Raw genomic sequence first — 20,581 nt, 5'->3', positions numbered from 1 at the left:
GGCCGTCAATGATGCCCCGCCTGCGCGGGTTCCGCGCGTGTCCGGCTTACAGGACGCCGCGCTTCATCTGGTCGCGCTCGATGCTCTCGAACAGGGCCTGGAAGTTGCCCTCGCCGAAGCCCTCGTTACCCTTGCGCTGGATGATCTCGAAGAAGATCGGGCCGAACGCGTTCTGGGTGAAGATCTGCAGCAGCTTGCGCTGCTTGGTCTCCGGATCGGCGTCGATCAGGATCTTGTTCCTGGCCAGGCGCGGCACGTCCTCGCCATGGCCGGGCACGCGCTGGTCGATCACGTCGAAGTAGGTGTCCGGTGTATCCAGGAACGCGATGCCCTGCTCACGCATTTTCTCGACGGATGCGTAGATGTCGTCGGTGAACAGCGCGATGTGCTGGATGCCCTCGCCCTTGTAGTCGCGCAGGTACTCGTTGATCTGGCTCTTCTCGTCGCTGGACTCGTTGAGCGGGATGCGCACCACGCCATCCGGCGCGGTCATCGCCTTCGACAGCAGGCCGGTCTTGGCACCCTTGATGTCGAAGTAGCGGATCTCGCGGAAGTTGAACAGCTTCTCGTAGTAGTCCGACCACTTCTGCATGTTCCCGAGGAACAGGTTGTGGGTCAGGTGGTCGATGAAGGTCAGGCCGAAACCGACCGGGTGCTGGTCGACGCCCGGCAGCGGCACGTAGTCGGCATACAGATCGTCCTTCGCGTCGTCGACCAGGTACAGCATGCAGTCGCCAATGCCCTTGATCGCCTGGGCGCCCACCGCGCCGGTTTCCGGCTTGACGTCGATCTTTTCGCCCCCGTTGGCCAGCACGTGGGCGAGCACTTCCTCGACCGGCTTGCGGAAACGGATGGCGAAGCCGCATGCCGACGGGCCATGCTCGCTCGCGAAGTCGGATGCAAAGGAACCGGTCGACTCGTTGAGCAGGAAGTTGATGGTGCCCTGGCGGAACAGCGTGATCGCGCGGTCCTTGTGGCGGGCCACCGCGGTGAAGCCGAGGCTCTCCAGGTATTCGCGCATGCGCGCGCCCTGGCCTTGCGGTGCTGCGAACTCGACGAACTCGAAGCCGTTGATCCCCATCGGGTTCTCGAAGGTGGTGACTTCCATGCCGAGGTTGGGCTGGGCGCTCATGGGGAACTCCTGCTGCTGCGTGGTACGTGGGGAACCTGCGTGGTCATGCGGCGCGCATGCCACGTGGGGCGAACGTCGGGTTGTAACGGCCGGGCAATCCCGTTGAAGATCAGGGGTCGGGTCGCCTCGCCGGCCCTCCTTTATAGTTTCATTTGAAACGATACGCAAGGTTCAATTCCACGCCGATGAACACCGCCCCGCCACGCCACGCGCAGCTCGCCCTCGAGAAATTCCTCCCCTACCGGCTCTCGGTACTGTCGAACCGGGTCAGCAACGCGATCGCCCACATCTACAGCGAGCGCTTCGCGCTGAGCATCACGGAGTGGCGGGTCATGGCCGTGCTGGGCCGCTATCGCGACCTGTCGGCCAACGAGGTCGCCCAGCGCACCGCGATGGACAAGGTGGCGGTCAGCCGCGCAGTCGCCAAACTCGTCGAATCGGGCCGCCTGCTGCGCGAGATGCACGACGACGACCGCCGCCGCTCGGTGTTGCGCCTGAGCGAAGAAGGGTATCGGATCTACGACGAGGTCGCGCCGCTGGCACTCGGTTTCGAGGCGCGGTTGCTGGACGGCATCGATGCGCACGAACGGGAGGTCCTGTTCAACCTCCTCGACCGGCTGGACGAACTCGAACTCCAGGCCGAGGCCGAAGCGGCGGCGGACTGATACCGGGACGCCGGCGAAGGCCGCCCCGGCACGCGTGGCCGAACGAAGAAGGCGGCCCTGAGGCCGCCTTCCCGTGGCGCTGCCTGGACGCCCTTACTTGCTGGCGTCTGCCGGGCGGGTCCCAGCCGCTGCCGGCTCGGCAAGCTCCGCCTCACCGGCGATGGCGTGTTCGTCGTCCTTGAGGGTGTCGAGGTGCATCAGCTTCCGCACCAGCGGCGAGATCGCGACCATCACCACGCCGACGACCACCGCGGTCCAACCGACGGTCGAGTACACCTCGGTCACCTGCTCGGGGCCGGCGCCCTCGGCACCGGTGGCCGCGGCGATCAGGCCCGCGGCGAAGTTGCCGGTGGCCGACGCGAAGAACCAGGTGCCCATGATCAGGCTGGCCATGTGCGCCGGGGCCAGGCGGTTCATCGCCGACAGGCCCACCGGCGACAGGCACAGCTCGCCCATGGTGTGCAGCAGGTAGATCAGGAAGATGAAGAGCACCGGGGTCGCGTTGCCGGTTCCGGCCGCGGCGGCGCCGGCGACCAGGACCAGGAAGCCGAGCCCCAGCTGCACCACGCCCAGGCCGAATTTCGCCGGCGCGGACGGCTCCAGCTTGTGGCGGGCCAGCCACATCCACAGCATCGCGAAGACCGGGCCCAGCATCACGATGTAGATCGCATTCAGCGACTGGAACATCGAGGCCGGCACTTCCCAGCCGAAGATCTGGCGGTCCACGGAGCGGTCGGTGTACAGGTTCAGCGAGGAGCCCGCCTGCTCGAACAGCGCCCAGAACAGGATCGAACCCAGGATCAGGTACATCGCCGCGAGGATGCGGTCGCGGTCGTGCTTCGGCAGCTTGAACACCGCGGTGAACAGCACGTAGCCGACGAGGATCGCGCCGGCGACGCCGAGCAGCCAGCCGACTGCGTCCTGGTGCTGGATCAGGTACCACACCACGCCGACCGCGAGCACGCTGAGCAGGTACAGCAGCCATTCGAAGCTGAAGCCCGCCACGCGCTGCTTCAGGCGCTCGGGATTGCTCGACTCGCCGCGGCCCATCAGCAGCGGCTTGCCCCAGATGAACACGATCAGGCCGAGCAGCATGCCCACGCCCGCCGCGCCGAAGCCATAGGCCCAGCCGTAGGTCTGGCCCAGGTAGCCGGCGACCAGCGAACCCAGCGCCGCACCGAGGTTGATGCCCATGTAGAAGATCGTATAGGCGGGGTCGCGGCGGATGTCGGTACGCGGATACAGCTGGCCGACGATCACCGAGATGTTCGCCTTCAGGAAGCCCGAGCCGACGATGATGAAGGCGAGTGCCAGCCAGAAGATGTTGAGCGCGGCGCTGCCCTGCCCGCCGTCGCCTTCGAAGGCCATCAGGAAGTGGCCGAAGGTCAGCAACACGGCGCCAAACAGCACGGCCTTGCGCTGGCCGAGGTAGCGGTCGGCGAGATAGCCGCCGATCACCGGGGTGATGTAGACCAGCGCGGTGTAGGCGCCGTAGATGACCGAGGCTTCCGAGTCCGAGAACAGCCAGTGCTGCACCAGGTAGAAGATCAGCAGGGCGCGCATGCCGTAGTAGGAGAAGCGCTCCCACATCTCGGCAAAGAACAGCACGAACAGGCCGCGCGGGTGGCCCAGGAAGGTCTTGCCTTCCTCGAGCGAGGGGGTCGGGTTGGAACTCATCGGGTACAAACTCCTGCTGGCATCCTTCGATGCGGCCTGAACGGGATCAGGTCATGCCAACGGGCTCCCCCCGACCGGCACAACGGCAGCAAGGTGTAACCGCTATGTGATGGCGGCGTCAAACCTTCCTGCCGATGCTGCAATGCAGCACGACAAGGCCACGCCCCTCACCCGGCCGGGTAGACGTAGCTGGCGCCGACCCCGAGCGGTATGCCCAACGCCCAGAACGCCAGCAGGAAACCGGTCCACAGCACCAGCAGGGCGATCGAGAACGGCAGCATCAGCGCGATCAGGGTGCCGATGCCGCTGGACTTCACGTACTTCTGGCAGAACACCACGATCAGCGGGAAGTACGGCATCAGGGGGGTGATGATGTTGGTGCTGGAGTCGCCCACGCGGTAGGCCGCCTGGGTCAGGTCCGGCGACACTCCGAGCTGCATCAGCATCGGCACCATCACCGCGCCGATCAGCGCCCATTTGGCCGAGGCCGAGCCCACCAGCAGGTTGACGAAGCCGGAGAGCAGCACGATGCCCACCACGGTGATGCCCATCGGCAGGTTCAGCGCCTGCAGCCAGCCTGCGCCCTCGATGGCCAGCAGCGCACCGAGGTTCGACTGTGCGAAGGCGTAGATGAACTGCGCGCAGAAGAACGCCATGACGATGTAATAGCCCATGCCGCTCATCGCCTTGCTCATGCCCTTGATGACGTCGCGATGCGACGCGACGCTGCCCGACACGTAGCCGTAGACGACGCCCGGGATCAGGAAGAACACGAAGATCAACCCGACGATGGACCGCATCAGCGGCGCCGCGGCGGTCAGCAGTGCGTTCATGCCCGGCAGCACCTGGTCGGCCGGCGCCGCCCACGGGGTGCCCGGGACCAGCAGCGTGGCAACGAACAGGAGGACGGATCCGGCAATCGCCACGACCGCCCAGAGCAGCGCGCGCGACTCGGCGGGCTTGAGCGCATCCATGGTCGGCATGTCGGCGGGGTCGCCGTCGACAGCAGTGCCGGCCAGTCGTGGCTCGATGACCCGGTCGGTCAGGAACCAGCCGACCGCCACCACCACGAGCACCGAAGCGGTGGTGAAGTAGTAGTTGTTGAGCGGGTTCACCACCACCGACGTGTCGGTGATATGGGCGGCCGCCTGGGTAAGGCCCGCCAGAAGCGGATCGAGGCTGGAAGGCACGCCCATCGTCGCCGAGAATCCGCCCGACACGCCGGCGAAGGCCGCGGCGACGCCCGCGAGCGGATGGCGCCCGGCGGCATAGAAGATCACTGCGCCGAGCGGGATCACCAGCACGTAGCCGGCGTCGACCGCGACATGGCTCAGGATGCCGACGCCCACCAGCACCGGGGTCAGCAGCATCTTCGGCGTCACCGACAGGATGGCCCGGAGCATCGCGTTGATGAACCCGGTGTGTTCCGCCACGCCCAGGCCCAGCATCGCGACCAGCACAACGCCCAAGGGCGGGAAGTTGACGAAGGTCGGCACCATCTGGGCCATGAATTCCACCAGCGCCGCGCCGCTGAGCATGTTGCGGACCTGCAGCGGCTCACCGCTGCGCGGATCGATCGCCTCGAAACTCACGTTCGACAATGCCGCCGACACCACCCACACCAGGACCATCAGCAGGAGGAACAGCATGGCCGGGTCCGGCAGCCGGTTGCCGACGCGCTCCACCGCATCGAGGAAACGGGTGACGGGACCGCGCGATGCAAGCGCGGGGGCGTTCGGGTTCGAGGACATGTGGACTCCTTGCGGCGGCGGTCCCGGGACCGGGCGTGGCTGCGGGAATCCTAGCAGTCCACGCGGATTTGCCGCCGGGCCCTGTCAGTCGCCGGCCGGCGCGCCATAGCCGCTGGCGGGCGAAAGGGTGGTCCGCACGTCGAACAGTTCAGGAAAGAACGTCAGCTCCAGCGCCTGCCTGAGGAAGCCCACGCCACTGGAACCGCCGGTGCCCCGCTTGAAACCGATGATGCGCATCACCGTGCGCATGTGCCGGAAGCGCCACAGCTGGAACTGGCTTTCCAGGTCGACCAGGTCCTCGCACAGCGCGTACTCGCGCCAGTAGCGATCGGTGTCCCCGTAGATGCGGCCGAACACCTCGACCAGCGCGGGATCGTGGACGTGGGTGTGGCGCCAGTCGCGCGACAGGTGCGTCGCGGGCACCGCATGGCCGAAGCGCGCGAGGTACATCAGGAATTCATCGTAGAGGCTCGGCGACTCCAGCACCCCGGCAAGGCCTGCCTGCGCCTCGGGATCGTACGCGAACACCTTCAGCATGGACTCGTTCTTGTTGCCCAGCAGGAATTCGATGGTGCGGTACTGCAGGGACTGGAATCCCGAGGAGGGCCCGAGCGTGTCGCGGAAACCCATGTACTCGGAGGGCGTGAGCGTCTCCAGCACCGACCACTGCTCGGTCAGCTGGCGCAGCACCTGCTTGCAGCGCGCGAGGATCTTCCGGGTCTGCCAGACCTGGTCGCGCCGCAGGTGGCCGATCGCCGCCGACAGCTCGTGGATCATCAGCTTCATCCAGAGCTCCGAGGTCTGGTGCTGGATGATGAACAGCAGCTCGTCGTGATGCGCGGGCGCCGTCAGCGGTTCCTGGGCCGACAACAGGCGATCGAGGTGCAGGTAACCGCCGTAGGTCATCCGGCCCGACAGCTCCGTATGGATGCCGGCCTCGAGTTCACGTTCGTTCTGGTTGACGGTCATGTCGGTTTCCTGCGCAGGGGCGCAAGGGTAACGCATCGCCACCTGCGCGGCCGGCGTCTTCACGGGCCTGCAACATCCGACAGTCAAGCTGGCGGTCCAGCGCCATACGGAACCGGGGCCGGTTTCACCAGGGGGTACGGCGTTCGCGGTCACAGGGAAGACACCATGCGCGACTCCAAACGCCGGCCGAAGGCGGCATTCCTGCTTCTTGCTTTGTCCGGACTGGCTTTCCAGTCCCATGCCCAGGTGGTCGTCAGCCAGGTCTACGGCGGCGGCGGCAACTCCGGGGCCACCTGGCGCAACGACTTCATCGAGCTGCGCAACAACGGTGCCACCCCGGTCGACCTGAGCGGCTGGTCGGTGCAGTACGCCTCGTCCAGCGGCACGAACTGGCAGGCCACTTCGCTGGTCGGGAGCATCGCCCCCGGCGGCTACTACCTGGTGCAACAGGCCCAGGGTGCGGGCGGCAGCCTGGACCTGCCCACGCCGGACGCGGTCGGCACGCTCGCCATGTCGTCCAGCAACGGCAAGGTTGCCCTGGTCAGCAGCGGCGGCGCCCTGTCGGGCGGCTGCCCGCTGGGCGAAGCCACGGTCGTCGATTTCGTCGGCTTCGGCAGCGCCAACTGCTTCGAAGGCAGCGCCGCCACGCCGGCGCTGAACAACACCTCCGCGGCATTGCGCAATGGCGACGGCAGCGTCGATAGCGACGACAACGGCAGTGACTTCACCCGCGGCAACCCTGACCCGCGCAACAGCGGCGCGGAGCCGCCCGATCCTCCGGAGCCGCCCGTCGCTCTGAGCATCGCGCAGGTCCAGGGCACCGGACCGGCATCGCCCTACGTGGACCGCGCCGTGGTCACCGAAGGCGTGGTCACCGCCCTGCGCTACAACAACGGATTCTTCCTCCAGAGCAGCCACGACGACGGCAACGACGCCACGTCCGACGGCATCTTCGTCTACACCGCGAGCGCGCCTTCGGCCAGCGTGGCGGTTGGCGACCGCGTCCGCGTCGCCGCCACGGTGGCGGAGTTCACGCCGTCGAGCCAGCCGAACCAGTTGTCCATCACCCAGCTCGTCCAACCGACCATCGAGGTGCTCGCGCAGGGCGCGGTGCTGCCGGATGCGGTCGAGATCGGCTTGGCGGATCTCGGGCCCGACGCGCTGCCGGATGCGCTGGAGAAGCGGGAGGGCATGCGCGCGCGCGTTTCCGGCGCCATCGTGGTCGCGGCGTCCGGCGGCAGCATCGACGAGAACGACGCGACCGCCTCCAGCGACGGCGTCTTCCACGTCACCCTGCCGGGCGTACCGCGGCCCTTCCGCGAGGCCGGCATCGGTGTGCTCGATACCGTGCCGATCCCAGGCGACAGGCAGCCGCCCCGCTTCGACACCAACCCCGAGCGGTTGATGGTCCGCAGTTGGGGCCAGGTGGGCGCGTCGCCCCTGTCGGTGGACGTCGGCGCGGAGGTCGCCGGCTTCAGCGGTGTACTCGATTACCACAGCGGAACCTGGGCGCTGCTGCCGGACCCCGCCACGCCGCCGGTGGCCAGCGGTGGGCGCTTGCCGGCCGCGGTGGCCAACGCCGGGCATGACGAGGTGACCGTGGGCAGCTTCAACCTGCTCCGGCTCTTCGACGAGATCGCCGACGGCAACGGCGCCACCACGCTGACGCCCGAAGCACTGGACAAGCGCCTGGCCAAGGCGGCCTCCGCGATCTGCGACTACCTGAAGGCCCCGGACATCGTCGGCGTGGTCGAGGTCGAGAACACACGGGTGCTGCAGCTGCTCTCCGACCGTATCGATGACACCTGCGCCCATGCGCCCGGCTACGTGCCGTACCTCGAGCCCGGCAACGACGTCGGCGGCATCAACGTGGGCTTCCTGGTCAGCAGCCGCCCGGTCGACGGCGGCGCTCGCGTGGACGTGCTCGACGTCACCCAGTTCGGCAAGGAGGCCACCCTCGCCAACCCGGACGGCAGCACCAGCCTGCTGAACGACCGACCGCCGCTGCGGCTGCGTGCGCGGATCCGCCAGGACAACGCGACCACGTATCCGCTCACCGTGGTCGTCAACCACCTGCGTTCGCTGAACGGCATCGACGACCCTGCGCCCGGAAGCAGCGGCTGGCCGTCCACCAGCGCGCGCGTGCGGGCCAAGCGCGGGGCGCAGGCCGCCTACCTCGCGGGCCTGGTCGAGCAGTTCCAGCAGTCCGATCCGGGCGAGCGGATCGCGCTCATCGGCGATTTCAATGCCTTCGAGGTCAACGACGGCTATGTCGACGTGATGGGCATCGTGCGCGGAGACCCGGCGGCGGAGGACGAGGTACTGACCTGGGTCGACACGCCGCTGTCCACGCCCCTGGTCGACGGCTCGCAGCTGATCGCCGATCCCGCCGAGCGGTACTCGTACGTCTTCGCCGGCAATGCCCAGACGCTGGACCACGTGCTGGTGAACGAAGCGCTTGCGATGGACGCGACGCTGCAGGTCGAGCATGCCCGCATCAACGCCGACTTCGGCGTCGACAACTTCGATGACGCGAGCCTCGCGATCCGCTCCTCCGACCACGACCCGGTGCTGCTGCGGATCGGCGTGCCCGCCTTCCGGCGCGCCGACCTGGGCGTGCAGGCGTCGGCCAGCGTGGCCGGTGCCGACGTCGGCGACACGGTCCGGTTCGAAGCGGTCGCCCGCAATGCGGGCCCCGGGGTCGCGGGATCGGCGGCGGTGGCCTTTGTCTTCGACGCGTTGCTGGTCCCGGCGCCGGCAGCGGTGCCGGTGGGCTGGAGCTGCGACGCGCCGATGCAGGAAGACGGGACCACCACCCTGACATGCCGCACCCCGTCCTTCGCAATGGGCGCGGACGCGCGCTTCGCGCTGGAGGCGATCGTGCCTGCCTCGAGCGCAGGTGACGCACTGCGGATGGGGGTCGCGGTGCGGTCGACGGCCCACGATCCCGCCAACGCCGACAACCAGGCCAGCGTGGCCGTCCCCGTTGCGACCGGTGCCGTCGCGGACCTGTCCGTGCGGCTGGTGGGGAATGCGCATGCCCTGCGCCGGAACACCATCGCGACCTTCCTGGCACCGGTCCGCAACAAGGGACCGGAGACCGCACGCGGCACCCGGCTGGTGGTGGAAGGCAACGTCGACGCACGTGCCGCCGCCATCGCCGCGCCGCGTGGCTGGACCTGCGAGCGGGTCACGGGCGACACCGCCGGGTTCCGGGCCGAGTGCCGCCACGACGGTGCGCTCGGCACCCGCACCCAGTGGCTGGCGTTCGCGGTGCTGGTCCCGGGGCATGCGTCGGCCGGCGAGGTGTTGTCCTTCAGCGCCGAGGTCGCCGCCAATACGTACGACCCCGTCGACGCCAACAACCGCGACACGCTGGACGCCCGCGTCGGCCACTGAGGCCAGGCCGGAAACCCGCCCGGAGGCAGGCCTGCCGCTCCGGGCGGCTCCGGGCGGCAGGCAGGCACCCGCAGGGCCGTCAAGGGCCCTGCGTAGCGTTTTTCGACGCGATCCGCATGCCGCAGCGCGCAACGGGGGAATCAGTTTCCTTCGTTATCATCGGGCGATTCCCCCGCGAGGATCCAGGTCGCGATGAGCATCGCCGCGAAGTTCGAGATCGAGTACCTGCAATACCTTGGCCCCGACGGCACGCCCGTCGGCGAGTTCCCCGCCGCATTCAAGGACCCGAAGGCCCTGCTGCCGCTGTTCAGGCAGATGCTGTTCGTCCGCACCTTCGATACCAAGGCGATCGCCCTGCAGCGCACCGGCAAGCTGGGTACCTACGCGTCCTGCCTCGGCCACGAGGCGACCCACGTCGGCATCGGCGCGTCGATGGAAAAGGACGACGTGTTCGCCCCCAGCTATCGCGAGTACGGCGCCCAGTTCATGCGCGGCGTGCAGGCACGCGAGATCCTGCTCTACTGGGGTGGCGACGAACGCGGCAACGACTTCGAGGGTCCGCGCAACGACTTCAGCTGGTCGGTGCCGATCTCCACCCAGTGCCTGCACGCGGCCGGCGCCGCGCTGGCGTTCAAGCTGCGCAAGCAGAAGCAGCTCGCGGTGGCGTGTTGCGGCGATGGCGGCTCGTCGAAGACCGACTTCTACGCCGCGCTCAATTCCGCCGGTGCGTACGAGCTGCCGCTGATCCTGTGCGTGGTGAACAACGGCTGGGCCATTTCGGTGCCGCGCTCGGCCCAGACCGGCGCCCGGACCCTGGCGCAGAAGGGCCTGGCCGGCGGCCTGCACTGCCTGCAGGTCGATGGCAACGACCTGGTCGCCGTGCTCGAGGGCATGCGCCGCTGCGCCGAGCGCGCACGCAATGGCGAGGGCGGCAGCGTGATCGAGTTCCTCACCTACCGCCTGCACGACCACACCACCGCCGACGATGCGCGCCGCTACCGCGACGACGCCGAGGTCAAGGACGCCTGGACGCGCGACCCGATGACCCGCTTGCGGACCTACCTCACCGCGCAGGGCGTCTGGAGCGAAGACGACGAGAAGGCCTGGATCGAGGAATGCGGCCGCAAGGTGGACGTCGAGATCAACGCCTATCTGGAAACCCCGGTGCAGCCGGTCGAGGCGATGTTCGACTTCCTGTACGCCGATCCGCCGCCGGACCTGCTGGAGCAGCGCGAGGCGGCCATCGCGCTCGACCGCAAGGCGAAGGAGGCACGCGCATGAACGACACCGTCGCCACCCGCAAGCCCGCCGCCGCGAACGCGGCCGACACCCCCGCGGCGATCACCCTGATCGAGGCCATTACCCAGGCCCTGGCCCACGAGATGCGCGTCGACGACAGCGTGCTCGTGCTGGGCGAGGACGTCGGCGTCAATGGCGGCGTGTTCCGCGCGACCGCCGGGCTGCAGCAGCAGTTCGGGCCCGAGCGCGTGCTCGACACGCCCCTGGACGAAACGACCATCGCCGGCCTGACCGTCGGTCTGGCCAGCCAGGGCATGAAGCCGGTCGCCGAGTCGCAGTTCGATGGCTTCATGTACCCCATGGTCGACCACATCGTCTGCCATGCCGCGCGCTTCCGCTACCGCACCCGCGGCCGCCTGACCTGCCCGATGGTGCTGCGCGTGCCCTGGGGCGGCGGCATCCGCGCGCCGGAACACCACAGCGAGGCCAACGAGGCGATCTTCACCAACGTGCCCGGCCTGCGGGTCGTGATGCCCTCCTCGCCCGCCCGTGCCTACGGCCTGCTGCTGGCCGCGATCCGCGACCCGGACCCGGTGATCTTCTTCGAGCCCAAGCGCATCTACCGCCAGTACAAGGAAGTGGTGCCCGACGACGGCGAGGCGCTGCCGCTGGACGTGTGCTACGTGCTGCGCGACGGCAGCGACGTGACCCTGGTGACCTGGGGCGCGCAGGTGAAGGAAACCCTCGAGGCCGCCGACAAACTGGCCGCCGACGGCATCAGCGCCGAGGTGATCGACGTTGCCACGCTGCGCCCGCTCGACTTCGCCACCATCGCCGAATCAGTGTCGCGCACCGGCCGCTGCGTGATCGTCCATGAAGCCCCGAAGACCGCCGGCTTCGGCGCCGAGATCGCCGCGCGCCTGGCCGAGGAGTCGATGTACGACCTGCTCGCGCCGGTCGAACGCGTCACCGGTTACGACACCCACATCCCGCTGTTCCGCCTCGAGATGAAGTACCTGCCCGGCGTCGATCGCATCGTCGCCGCGGCCAGACGCGCCCTCGCGAACGGCTGACCGACGACTTCCAGGGACCCCCATGAGCCACAAGAAAACCTTCCACCTGCCCGACCTCGGCGAAGGCCTGCCGGACGCAACCATCGTCGAGTGGTTCGTCAAGGAGGGCGACACGATCCGCCTGGACGACAACCTGGTCTCGATGGAAACCGCCAAGGCCGTCGTCGAGGTGCCCTCGCCCGTCTCGGGCAAGGTACTCAAGCTTGCCGGCGCCGCGGGCGACGTGATCGTCACCGGGCGGATGCTCGCCGAGTTCGAAGTCGATCCCTCGATGCCGCAGCGCGCCGAAGGCCAGGACACCGGCCACCACCACGGTGGCGGCGACCATGACAGCGTGGGCAGCCAGGATCCGGCGCCGGACGACAAGGTCGTGGCTTCCGACGAGGGCGGCGCGATCAGCGACGCCGGCACGCCGGCCCCGACGTCCAACGCCGAACGCGCCGACAGTGGCACCGTGGTCGGCGCCATGCAGTCCTCCGACACCGTGCACAGCGAACGCGCCAGCAGCGTGGGCGGCGTCAAGGCCATGCCCGCGGTGCGTGCGATGGCCCGCAAGCTCAAGGTCGACCTGGCCCGGGTCACGGCCACCGGCGCCGACGGCGTGGTCACGATGGCCGACGTGAAGCAGGCGGCGGCGGACGGCAGCGCCGCGATCGGCGCGACGCCGCGCAACGAAGCGGCCCGCGCGTCGCCGCCGGCCGCGGCGCCCGCTGCCGCGCAGCGCTCGACGCTGTCGCAGGCCGGACGCCCGATGCGCACGCGCCCACCGGGCGCCGTCGCCAGCGGCCAGCCCGAGCAGCTCAAGGGCGTGCGCCGGAACATGGCGCGGGTGATGGCCGACGCGCACAGCAAGGTCGTCCCGACCACGCTGTCGGACGACGCCGACATCCACGCATGGACCGCCGGCAACGACATCACCGGCCGCCTGGTGCGGGCGATCGTCGCGGCCTGCAAGGCGGTGCCGGCGCTGAACGCCTGGTTCGACGGCGACCAGCTCACCCGCACGCTCCACCCACATGTCGACATCGGCATCGCCGTGGACACCGAGGACGGGCTGTTCGTACCGGCGCTGCGCAACGCCGACGTGCTCGACGCGCGCGGCGTGCGCGAGGCGGTCAACCGCCTGCGCACCCAGGTCGAGGATCGCAGCATCCCGGCGTCGGAACTGACCGGCTACACGATCTCGCTGTCGAACTTCGGCATGTTCGCCGGCCGTTATGCCACCCCGGTGGTCGTGCCGCCCTGCGTGGCGATCATCGCCGCCGGCCGTGGCCGCCACCAGATGACACCGGTGATGGGCGGCGTGGAAGCGCACAAGGTCATCCCGCTGTCGGTGACCTTCGACCACCGCGCCTGCACCGGCGGCGAGGCGGCGCGCTTCCTGCGCGCGATGATCGACGACCTCGCCCTGGCGGACTAGAGTCGGGAATCGGGAATCGGGAATCGGGAATCGGGAATCGGGAATCGGGAATCGGGAATCGGCGGAAGCATGCGACTTGCCCCGCCGGCGTCCCATGGGGTCGGCGCTGCTGCCAGGGCGTTGTCAGCAATCGCCGACGCATGACGCCCGCCGTTGATCGGTCCGGCGTAGGATCGGGCCAAGCCCACGGAGCGATGCCATGCCCCACCGCAGCCGACTGGCCGGATTCATCATTGATTGCCGCACCGACGACCTCGATGCCGCGGCGGACTTCTGGAGCCAGGCCCTGGGCGTGCGCATCGCCGACCGCGACGCGGGCGACGACAGCGCCGAGTACCAGCAGTTCGGCGACACCCCGGGCGATCTCCATATCGAAGTGCAGAAGGTCGACCACGCCTCGCGCGTGCACCTGGACATCGAAGCCGACGATATCGACGCCGAGGCGGCGCGGCTGGAGGCGCTGGGCGCGCGCAAGGTCGCCTTCGTCAAACGCTGGTGGGTGATGGAAGCGCCCACGGGCCAGCGCTTCTGCGTGGTGCGGATGAAGACGCCGGAACGCGGGCACCCGCCCAACGCCTGGGACTAACGGGCCTCAGGCGACGTTCGGCGTGTCGTCGGCGATGACCCGGTTCCGCCCCGAGGCCTTCGCGCGGTAGAGCGCCTGGTCGGCGCGGTCGAACACATGCTCGACCTGGCGGGTGTCGGGTTCGCCACTCGCCACGCCCACCGACACGCTCAGCGGGAACGGCAGGGGCGCGCGCCTGACCCGGCGACGGATGCGTTCACCCACTTCGACGGCATCGGCGAGCCGCGTGCCCGGCAGCACCACCAGGATCTCCTCGCCACCGTAGCGCACGGCCACGTCGCCGGAGCGGATCGACTGCTCCACCGCGTCGGCGACCGCCTGCAGCGCGCGGTCGCCCAACAGATGCCCGTGGACATCGTTCACCTGCTTGAAGTGGTCGACGTCGATCAGCATCAGGCTGTAAGGGGCCCCGAGCAGGCGCGCCATCGTGGCCGGATCCTCGCGCAACTGGGCCAGCCCCACGCGGTTCAGCAGGCCGGTCAACTGGTCGTGGTGGGCACGGTGCTGCAACTGCTCGTTCCGTCGCACCAGGTCCGCGCGCGCCTCCTCCAGGCCCTGCGCGAGGGCTTCGCGCTCGACCAGCAGGCGTCGCTGCTTGAGGGCGTAGCGCCGCAGCTCCAGCAGGTTTTCCACCTGCCGGCCCAGCACTTTCAGTCCCTCCCGCTGCGCCTCGTCGAGTTCGCGCGGCACCACGTCCACCACGCAGATCGTGCCGAGCGCATCGCCGGCGGGCGTGCGCAACGGCACGCCCGCATAGAAGCGCAACGGCTGCCCGCCCACGTCCAGCGAGAGCGTGCTGAAGCGCGGATCGAGTCGCGTATCAGGCACCTCGAGCAATTGGCCCGGACTGCGGATCGCGTGGTCGCAGATCGCCTCGCCGCGAGGGGTCTGTTCGACGTCCAGGCCCCGCTTCGCCTTGAACCACTGCCGGTCATCGTCGATCAGCGAGATCATCGCCGCCGGCGTGCCGCACAGCATCACCGCCAGGCGGACGAGGTCGTCGTAGGCCTGCTCGGGCGCGGTGTCGAGGATGTCGTAGGCCTGCAGCGCCGCCTGCCGGCGCGATTCGGCGGGCGGCACCGGGGATTCGACCAGCGACAGGGGGCGGGAGCGGTAATGCACGGGGATCGGGCGGCGCGGATAGGGTCACGGGAAGCCTATCCGGATGCTCACACAGGCCCCGTGATGCCAGCCACAACGCGGGCAGCGGTCCAGGTCCCGTCCAGACACCGTTCAGGGCGCCATTCAGGCGCCGTGCGTCTTCGCCCACCAGACCTGGAGGCCCTGGGCGTTCAGTTCGATGTCGACGCCAAGCAGGTCGATCACCTGCGCGTCCGGCAGGTCGACGCCATGCGCACGCGTTGCCTGCAGGTACAACGCACGCAGGGCCTGCACCAGCCGCCCGTGCGGATCCGCCTGCGGGACGGACAGCACATGCCGCGTGGTTTCGACGGTCGCGTCGATGCGTTCGCACAGCACCCGGGCCAGTGCCTGCGGCGGCTCCACCCGCCCGAAATGGGTCAGGTACATGCCGATCGGGCCGGTCTCCAGCAGGCGTCCGATGGAGGTCTTCAAGGCCTCCGGATCGAACTGCACCGGCGTGGTGGTGGGAAGGATGAAGGGCCCGTTCCCGGTGTCCAGCTCACGATAGGACAGGCCGAAGGTGTCGCCGGTGAACCAGCAACGGCTGCGTGCGTCCCACAGGCACAGGTGGTGCCGCGCATGCCCGGGCGTGTCGATGCAGTGCAGTGGGCGCCCCGCCAGGTCGAAGGCGAAGCCCTCCGGCGCTTCGACCACACGCGCGGCCGGCACCGGCAGGATCTCCCCGTAGCTGCGCGTCATCTCCGCTTCGCCATACACCGCCGTCGCGCCGGCGATCAGGCGTGAAGGATCGATCATGTGGGGTGCGCCACGCGGATGCACCAGCAGGCGGGCATTCGGGAGTTCACGCATCAGGGCCCCCGCGCCGCCGGCGTGGTCCAGGTGGACGTGGGTCAGCACCAGCCAGTCCACGTCCGCGGGCTTGAGACCCGCACGTCCGAGCGCACCGAGCATCCTCGGCACGCTGTGGTTGGTGCCGCAATCGACGAAGGCGGCCCGCCCCCGCTCGACCAGCAGGTAAGCGGCGTCGAAGCAGGGCCGGTGGAATCCGGTGTCGATCGCGACGATGCCGTGCCCGGCGTTCACGTCGCCACCTCCCGGGCCACGCCTCGCAACCAGCGCCGCCGCCACAGGAACGCCGCCGCCATCACGGCCAGGTAGGCGCCGTAGCCCACCGCGGTGGCGAGCACCTGGCGCCACATCGGACCGTACGCGGGATCCGCGATGGCGTGCGCCCAATGGATGGCCACCAGGAAGGCCAGCACCGAGGCGAGCAGCGCCATCGCGTCGAACAGTGCACGCCCGCGCGGCCGCGGCGTGCGCGGGAACAGCCAGAACAACGTCCCCACGACGAGGAACCACGGCAGGAACAGGATCAGCGCCAGGTTGAGCTGGACGAGCGGCGCCATCGCCTCAGGCCTCTTCGGCGAACTGCGAAAGCGCGGCGACCAGTTCCTCGATCTCGACCCCCTCGCCCAGGTGGCCGACCGCGTCCTCGCCAAGGTGGACAACGCTGCCTGTGGCGCGGTGGAGGCCGCGGCCCGCGGCCCCCTTGAGCCGCGCCACCAGTTGTCCGGCGTCGCGCGGCGAGGCATGCCCGTCGCTTTGCAACAGCAACCGGTCACCCTGCGCCAGCTTGAAGAAAAAGCGCCCGTCGGCCTCGCGGTACTGCTTGAAGACCGCGGCCTGCACCTTCGCGGTGCCGGCGGTTTCATGCGCCGGCAACGCCGACAGGTCGCGCAGGCCCACCGCGTCCCGAAGGCGCCCCAGCAGCGGTCGCGCGTAGGTCGCACGCAGGCGTTCGGCGCCGTCGCGCAGGGTGGCTTCGATCCGCGCGGGATCCGCCATCAACGCCTCGTACGCCTCGCGCATGGGGGTCACCTCCGCGTCGATGCGTTCGAACAGCATCTGCTTGGCATCGCCCCAGCCGATGCCGTCGGCGAAGGCCTTGCGCATCGCCGCCGTTTCCGTCTCGCTGGCAAAGGCCTGGAAGAGCTGGAACAGCGCCGAGCCTTCCGTCCGCTTGGGCTCGCCGGGCATCGAGGAATCGGTGATGATCGAGAAAATCAGCTTCCTGAGCTGATCGCGCGGCGCGAACAGCGGGATGGTGTTGTCGTAGCTCTTGCTCATCTTGCGGCCATCGAGCCCGGGCAAGGTCGCCACGTTCTCCTCGATCGCCGCCTCGGGCAGGGTGAAATGCTCGCCGTAAAGGTGGTTGAAGCGCTGGCCGAAGTCGCGCGCCATCTCGATGTGCTGGATCTGGTCCCGTCCCACCGGCACCTTGTCGGCATTGAAGATGAGGATGTCCGCGGCCATCAGCACCGGGTACATGTACAGGCCGGCGGTCACGCCCGCATCGTCGTCCTCGCCCACCTCGCGGTTGCGGTCCACCGCCGCCTTGTAGGCGTGCGCGCGGTTCAACAGGCCCTTGCCGGCCACGCAGGTCAGGAACCAGGTCAGCTCCTGCACTTCGGGCACGTCGCTCTGGCGGTAGAACCAGACCTTCGCGGGATCCAGTCCGCAGGCAAGCCAGGTCGCGGCGATCTCCAGCGTCGAACGCTGTACGCGCGCCGGGTCCTGCACCTTGATCAGCGCGTGGTAGTCGGCAAGGAAGTAGAAACTCTCCACGCCTTCGCCCCTGCTCGCGGCCACCGCGGGCCGGATCGCGCCGACATAGTTGCCCAGGTGCGGGGTACCGGAGGTGGTGATACCGGTCAGGACGCGTGTCGAACGGGGGGAGTTGGCTGGGTGCATGGTCTGGTTGCGGGGAAACGACGGCCCAGTCTAACGGAGCGCCCCACCGCGTTTGCCATGTCGTGACGTCCGCACACGCCATCGCGACCATAGACGACGCCATGCCCCGGTGACCGGTCGCGCCCTTCGTACCGCTCCCCGCCCACACAAGGAACCGGCCCCGCCTGGGGCGGGACCGGTCCGGTCAACACGTCATCCGCCGGGCTTGCGGCGCGAGGCGCCGGGCCCTGCGGTCCGCGTCAGTGAAAGCCACGCTCGAAGTCGCGCACCTCGCGCTCCGCGCGGTCGCGCTCCCAACCGTACTGCTCCTGCAGCTTGCCCGCGAGGTATTCTGAGTTGCCCTCGGCCACGTCGAAGACGTCGTCGGTCAGGTCGCCCCAGCGCGCCTGGGCCTTGCCTTTGATCTGCTTCCAGTTGCCGGCGATGATGTCCTTGTTCATGTGATGGTTCCTCGTGCTGTTGGGGGGAGTGGCGGTCGCTCGTCGCCGACCGCAGGGCCAGCTTCGCGGTCCGGACGTTCGGATCGCATCAGCAATGCGTTAGGCAGAAGGCGACCTTGGTGAACCGCTGGCAACGGTTCAGCGAACGGACGTCGCGGGCGTGACCGTCGTCGGGAAAATGTTGCGCCGGGCATCCGGCATCGGCATCGGTCGCAGCCGCCTGGAGGACCGCGCAGCGCGAGGCGTCTCGCACGCGAAGCAAAAGAAAAGGCCGGGACAGGTCCCGGCCTTCGTCGTCGACACGCTCCAGTGCACCGGTCGTGACCGGCACGCTGTCATGTCGCCACGGGTTTCAGCACTTGCCGTCCTTGCAGTCCTCGGCCTTGTCCTCGACCGTCTCGCCGAGGTCCTGAACGTCCTTGCCGGCGCCGGCCATGGTGTTGCATGCGCCGAGGAAGGTCATCGAAAAGCTGGCCAGCAGCAGCATCGCAGCGAAACGCTTCATGTCGTCACTCCTTGCGGTGGTGTGGAGGGCATGCCGATGCATGCCTGGCTCCATGGCACGCGATGGGCCATCGGGACGACGTGAAGACGGGCCCACGCGGGAGGCCGGCATTCATCTGGTGTTTAGAAAGCGTTCAGTCCCGCATGAGGGTCGACTTGCCGAACAGGCTCTCGACCAGGTCCACCGACAGCTCGCCGGTCACGTTGCGGGTGTCGATGATGGGGTTCAGCTCGACGATGTCGAGCGAGGCCAGGCGTCCGCTGTCGGCAATCATCTCCATGACCAGCTGCGCCTCACGGTAATTCGGGCCGCCCGGCACCGTGGTGCCGACACCGGGCGCGATGCTGGGGTCGAGGAAGTCGACGTCGAAACTGACATGCAGGTGCGTGTTGTCGTCCATGTCCGCGAGCGCCGCCTCCATCGTGCGCTTCATGCCGACTTCGTCGATGTAGCGCATGTCGAACACTTCCAGGCCATGGGCCTTGACCAGCTTCTTCTCGCCCGGATCGACCGACCGGATGCCGATCTGCCGCACGACATCCGGAGTGATCGCGGGACCGCTGCCGTCGAGGTGGGTCAGTTCGCGTGGGCCTATGCCGCACAGGCAGGCGACCGGCATGCCGTGGATGTTGCCGGACGGCGTGACGTCGCTGGTGTTGAAGTCTGCATGCGCGTCCAGCCACAGCACGCGCAATGTCTTGCCGGTCTCGCGGCAATGCTTCGCCACGCCGGTGATCGACCCCAGGCCCAGGCAGTGGTCCCCGCCGAGCAGGATCGGCATGCGGCCGCCATTGAGCTCCGCGTGCATGGCGTCCATGACGATCCGGTTCCACGCCACCACCTCGCGGATATGGCGGTACCCCTCCACGGGAGGCTGCCAGGGGTTGCGGGGGCCGTCCAGGTTGCCGCGGTCGATCACGTCGACGCCGCGCGCCACCAGGGCCTCGGCCAGTCCGGCGATCCGCAAGGCTTCGGGCCCGAGCCGCGCCCCCAGGTGCCCCGCCCCGACATCGGTCGGCGCGCCAATCAGTGAAACGGGAGGGTGGCGGTGGCTCATGCGTGACTCCTGCGCGTGCGTTCTCCAGGGTGGTGCCGGCTATCCGACTCGAACGGATGACCTACCGCTTACAAGGCGGTTGCTCTACCAACTGAGCTAAGCCGGCGGGGCGGGCCATTCTAGCCGATGCGAACGACGGGCCCGAGGGGTGGCATTCAGTCGGGCGACGGACAGTCGAATGCGTGCCGGGTCGCCGCGCCGGAATCCGCCTGCGCGCGGTCGGCATCGAATGCGTCGTTGGCTTCCACGTCCAACCACGCCTCCACGGCGCCGCTGCCGATCGGCATGGCGCGGGCGTCGAACCCCTTGAGACCGAGCTCCGAAACGCGTCGTTCGGCGGCGTCTTCGGTGCCGTAGCGCCCCAAGGCGAGCGAATTCGCCTCGATCCCGTCGCGGACGATGAAATAGTCGCTCACGCCGGCCGCTGCGACATCGCGCGCGGCCTGCTCCACGGCGTCCAGGCTGGCGAACGGCGGCAGGTAGACACGCCACCCGCGCGTGGCCCCTGCCTCCTGCCTGCGCGGCACGACGCGGATCACCCGTGGCTCGAGCACCGCACGCGCGGCCGCCAGGGCCTCCACCTCGAACGGCCCGAAACCCATGCACTGGCTCACGACGCCTGCATCGGCGTCGTCCACCTCGATGGCGGGTGCCGGCGTTGCCCCGTTCTCGCCGGGCAACTGGATGCGGGCGACACCGAGCGGCAAGGGAGCGTCCGGCGGTGGCGCGGCCGGCACGTGGAAGATCCACCATGCCGCGACGCCGAGATTGAGGACCAGCAGGAAGACGATCAGGGAACGGGTCAGCATGCCA

Annotated in this window: 17 protein-coding genes, 1 tRNA gene and 1 pseudogene; 6 read left to right on the top strand and 13 right to left on the bottom strand. The window is 68.8% G+C overall.

The genetic code is table 11. From position 1 onward, the window contains the following. Positions 1-46: 46 nt before the first annotated feature. Positions 47-1,132, bottom strand: coding sequence for a 4-hydroxyphenylpyruvate dioxygenase (hppD, locus tag H4F99_RS05260; protein WP_182668680.1), 1,086 nt, complete (start codon positions 1,130-1,132; stop codon positions 47-49). A gap of 185 nt (positions 1,133-1,317) precedes the next feature. Between hppD and H4F99_RS05255 the strand changes: the two genes are divergently transcribed. Then, positions 1,318-1,797 carry a MarR family winged helix-turn-helix transcriptional regulator gene (locus H4F99_RS05255; RefSeq protein ID WP_182668679.1) on the top strand — a complete coding sequence of 160 codons (480 nt, stop codon included), beginning with the start codon at positions 1,318-1,320 and terminating at the stop codon, positions 1,795-1,797. A gap of 93 nt (positions 1,798-1,890) precedes the next feature. Here H4F99_RS05255 and H4F99_RS05250 read toward each other — a convergent pair whose 3' ends face one another. From H4F99_RS05250 to H4F99_RS05240, 3 genes are all read right to left on the bottom strand, one after another. Then, entirely contained in the window at positions 1,891-3,474 is a 1,584-nt protein-coding gene (locus H4F99_RS05250; RefSeq protein ID WP_182668678.1) for a peptide MFS transporter, read from the bottom strand. Positions 3,475-3,641: 167 nt separating this feature from the next. Beyond that, positions 3,642-5,225, bottom strand: coding sequence for an AbgT family transporter (locus tag H4F99_RS05245; protein WP_182668677.1), 1,584 nt, complete (start codon positions 5,223-5,225; stop codon positions 3,642-3,644). 84 nt (positions 5,226-5,309) lie between these two features. Next, positions 5,310-6,194: a tryptophan 2,3-dioxygenase gene (locus H4F99_RS05240; protein ID WP_182668676.1), complete on the bottom strand. Its 885-nt coding sequence runs from the start codon at positions 6,192-6,194 to the stop codon at positions 5,310-5,312. A 165-nt stretch (positions 6,195-6,359) separates the two neighbouring features. On the opposite strand from H4F99_RS05240, the gene H4F99_RS05235 reads away from it, so the two are divergent. The 5 genes from H4F99_RS05235 (at position 6,360) to H4F99_RS05215 (ending at position 13,911) form a co-directional block, all read left to right on the top strand. After that, on the top strand, positions 6,360-9,593 hold the full coding sequence (locus tag H4F99_RS05235; RefSeq protein ID WP_182668675.1) for a lamin tail domain-containing protein: 3,234 nt from the start codon (positions 6,360-6,362) through the stop codon (positions 9,591-9,593). Positions 9,594-9,785: 192 nt separating this feature from the next. Then, positions 9,786-10,874 carry a pyruvate dehydrogenase (acetyl-transferring) E1 component subunit alpha gene (gene pdhA, locus H4F99_RS05230; RefSeq protein ID WP_182668674.1) on the top strand — a complete coding sequence of 363 codons (1,089 nt, stop codon included), beginning with the start codon at positions 9,786-9,788 and terminating at the stop codon, positions 10,872-10,874. Further along, positions 10,871-11,905 (top strand): transketolase C-terminal domain-containing protein, encoded by a 1,035-nt coding sequence (locus H4F99_RS05225; RefSeq protein ID WP_182668673.1) that lies wholly within the window; start codon positions 10,871-10,873, stop codon positions 11,903-11,905. Before pdhA ends, H4F99_RS05225 begins: the two co-directional genes overlap by 4 nt. A gap of 22 nt (positions 11,906-11,927) precedes the next feature. After that, positions 11,928-13,325, top strand: coding sequence for a dihydrolipoamide acetyltransferase family protein (locus tag H4F99_RS05220; RefSeq protein ID WP_182668672.1), 1,398 nt, complete (start codon positions 11,928-11,930; stop codon positions 13,323-13,325). Between the two features lie 199 nt (positions 13,326-13,524). After that, entirely contained in the window at positions 13,525-13,911 is a 387-nt protein-coding gene (locus tag H4F99_RS05215) for a VOC family protein (protein ID WP_182668671.1), read from the top strand. Between the two features lie 6 nt (positions 13,912-13,917). Here the strand turns inward: H4F99_RS05215 and H4F99_RS05210 are convergent, their stop codons facing one another. The 9 genes and pseudogenes from H4F99_RS05210 to H4F99_RS05170 form a co-directional block, all read right to left on the bottom strand. After that, a complete protein-coding gene (locus tag H4F99_RS05210) occupies positions 13,918-15,033 on the bottom strand; it encodes a diguanylate cyclase (RefSeq protein WP_182668670.1) in 1,116 nt (371 codons plus the stop codon). 123 nt (positions 15,034-15,156) lie between these two features. Continuing rightward, positions 15,157-16,098, bottom strand: a complete 942-nt coding sequence (locus H4F99_RS05205) for an MBL fold metallo-hydrolase (protein ID WP_343064139.1) — start codon at positions 16,096-16,098, stop codon at positions 15,157-15,159. Further along, entirely contained in the window at positions 16,095-16,421 is a 327-nt protein-coding gene (locus tag H4F99_RS05200) for a hypothetical protein (RefSeq protein WP_182668668.1), read from the bottom strand. Before H4F99_RS05200 ends, H4F99_RS05205 begins: the two co-directional genes overlap by 4 nt. Positions 16,422-16,434: 13 nt before the next feature. Then, a pseudogene (locus H4F99_RS05195) lies at positions 16,435-17,766 on the bottom strand (tryptophan--tRNA ligase); the annotation flags it as partial. 239 nt (positions 17,767-18,005) lie between these two features. Then, positions 18,006-18,206: a CsbD family protein gene (locus H4F99_RS05190; RefSeq protein WP_182668666.1), complete on the bottom strand. Its 201-nt coding sequence runs from the start codon at positions 18,204-18,206 to the stop codon at positions 18,006-18,008. Positions 18,207-18,558: 352 nt separating this feature from the next. After that, positions 18,559-18,711 (bottom strand): entericidin A/B family lipoprotein, encoded by a 153-nt coding sequence (locus H4F99_RS05185; RefSeq protein ID WP_182668665.1) that lies wholly within the window; start codon positions 18,709-18,711, stop codon positions 18,559-18,561. A 133-nt stretch (positions 18,712-18,844) separates the two neighbouring features. Next, a complete protein-coding gene (gene rocF / locus H4F99_RS05180) occupies positions 18,845-19,768 on the bottom strand; it encodes an arginase (protein ID WP_182668664.1) in 924 nt (307 codons plus the stop codon). Positions 19,769-19,798: 30 nt separating this feature from the next. Next, positions 19,799-19,874: transfer RNA gene (locus tag H4F99_RS05175), tRNA-Thr, on the bottom strand. 49 nt (positions 19,875-19,923) lie between these two features. After that, the gene (locus H4F99_RS05170; protein WP_182668663.1) at positions 19,924-20,577 is read right to left on the bottom strand and encodes a hypothetical protein; all 654 of its coding nucleotides are present in this window, start codon (positions 20,575-20,577) and stop codon (positions 19,924-19,926) included. Positions 20,578-20,581 lie beyond the last annotated feature (4 nt).

This window comes from Marilutibacter penaei (assembly GCF_014145395.1).
Classification (GTDB): domain Bacteria; phylum Pseudomonadota; class Gammaproteobacteria; order Xanthomonadales; family Xanthomonadaceae; genus Marilutibacter; species Marilutibacter penaei.
This window is presented reverse-complemented; position numbering and strand designations above follow the sequence as displayed.